Here is a 1816-nt window from a genome sequence, read left to right on the forward strand (position 1 = left end):
AAATCGGACAGAAGCCCGATCAGCCCTATGACAATGATGCCGAAGATGATCTGCCCCGTCGCCAGCCGCGACTGGCTGTTGATGATCATGTAGCCGATGCCCGACGACGAGCCGATCAGCTCGGCGACGATCACATAGGTCCAGGCCCAGCCAAGCACCAGGCGCAGCGTTTCGGCGATCTCCGGCGCATTGGCCGGCATGATCACGCGCTTGACGATGCCGTTGTCGGTCGCCCCCAGCGTATAGGCGGCCTCGACCAGGTCTCGCCTCGTACTGCCGACCTTGACCGCGACTATCAGGATGATCTGGAACACAGAGCCGACGAAGATCACCAGGAGCTTCTCGAATTCTCCGATGCCGGCCCACAGGATGAGCAGCGGGATAAAGGCGGATGCCGGCAGGTAGCGGGCAAAGGACACGAACGGCTCGAGGAAGGCTTCGACAGGCTTCCAGGCGCCCATCGCGATGCCGATCGGCACCGCGACGATCGAGGCCAGCACGAAGCCGCCGAAGACGCGCCAGATGGTGATCAATATGTCGAGCCAGAACCGGTCTTCGACGAGCAGCCGCCAGCCGTCCTTGAGCATCGACAGAGGATCGGCAAGGAAGATCCGGTTCACATGGCCGCCGAGCGTGATCCACGCCCAGAAGGCCACGAACAGCACGAAAAAGGCGATGCCGAGCGCGCTTCGCGTGCCCGGCGCAACGGGGTGCAAGGGACGCAGCATTCAGGCCCTGTCCTTAAAGCATGGCTCCCGAAAGTGGAAACCGGTTCGGGTAAAGACATGCGCAAAATGAAAGAGCTAAAGCGCGAGGAGCGTATCTGAAGGATCGCGACGCGCTTTAGCGAGAAGGGAGCGGCGGCCTTGCGCCGCCGATAGGGTGATGCGCGATCAGTTGGCCACCGCGCTGGTGTCGGCAAGCGTCGTCACATCCGGGACTTCCTTGATCAGCCCCATCTGCAGCAAAAGATCGGCCGCGGTCTTGGAAAAATCCTGGAACTCCTTGGTGAAGAACTGCTTATTCTCCGCCTTGTCGGCCCATTTCAGGTACTTGGCCGAATCCTCGAATTCCTTGGCCGACTGCTTCACGTCGGCGCCCATGATCTCGTAGGATTTCTGCGGATCCTTCTTGATCAGGTCGAGCGCGTCGAAATAGCTGTCGGCGAGCGCCTTGGCGGCATCGGGATTGGCCTTGAGGAAGTCCGGCGTGCAACCGACGGTGTCCAGCACCATCGGGTAGTCGAGCGTGGTCGCCAGGATATGGCCCTGGTCGGCCTTGTCGCGGACCGCTGAAATGAACGGCTCATAGGTGACGGCGGCATCGTTCTGGCCGGCCAGGAAGGCCTGCGCCGCCGCATCCGGCTCCAGATTGACGACGGTGACGTCCTTGGTCGACATGCCGTTCTTGTTGAGCACCCAGGCGAGCAGGAAATAGGGCGAGGTTCCAGGCGCGGACGAGGCGACATTCTTGCCCTTGAGGTCGGCGACGGACTTGATGTCGTTGCGCACGACGATGCCGTCGGCGCCATAGGACTTGTCGAGCTGGAAGATCTGCTTGGTGGTGACGCCGCTGGCGTTCCACACCATCCAGGTTTCGACCGTGGTCGCCGCGCATTGCAGGTCGCCGCTGGCGATGGCCAGCGGCCGGCTCGCCTGCGGCACTTTCTTGAGCGTGACGTCGAGCCCGTGCTTTTCGAAAAGCCCGGCCTGCTTGGCCAGAGTCAGCGGCGCGAAGCCGGTCCAGCCGCTGATGCCGATGGTGAGCGAGGTGGCAGCCATCGCGGGCGCGCCAAGCATGGCGGCCGCCGTCAGCG

At 62.7% G+C, this 1816-nt stretch carries 2 protein-coding genes; both read right to left on the bottom strand.

Translation table 11 applies throughout. From position 1 onward, the window contains the following. Positions 1–725 (bottom strand): ABC transporter permease (locus tag EOA24_RS36530; RefSeq protein ID WP_133374831.1); only part of this gene is annotated, 725 nt, incomplete at its 3' end. A 168-nt stretch (positions 726–893) separates the two neighbouring features. Continuing rightward, complete coding sequence (locus EOA24_RS36535; protein ID WP_127410742.1) at positions 894–1799, bottom strand: ABC transporter substrate-binding protein; 906 nt, start codon at positions 1797–1799, stop codon at positions 894–896. Positions 1800–1816: the final 17 nt, after the last annotated feature.

Source organism: Mesorhizobium sp. M2A.F.Ca.ET.039.01.1.1 (assembly GCF_003998035.1).
In the GTDB taxonomy this organism is placed as follows: domain Bacteria; phylum Pseudomonadota; class Alphaproteobacteria; order Rhizobiales; family Rhizobiaceae; genus Mesorhizobium.

Bases quoted from the DNA above. Each gene is read 5' to 3' on its own strand.
- EOA24_RS36535 (WP_127410742.1), bottom strand. From the start codon at position 1,799: ATGCTTGGCGCGCCCGCGATGGCTGCCACCTCGCTCACCATCGGCATC.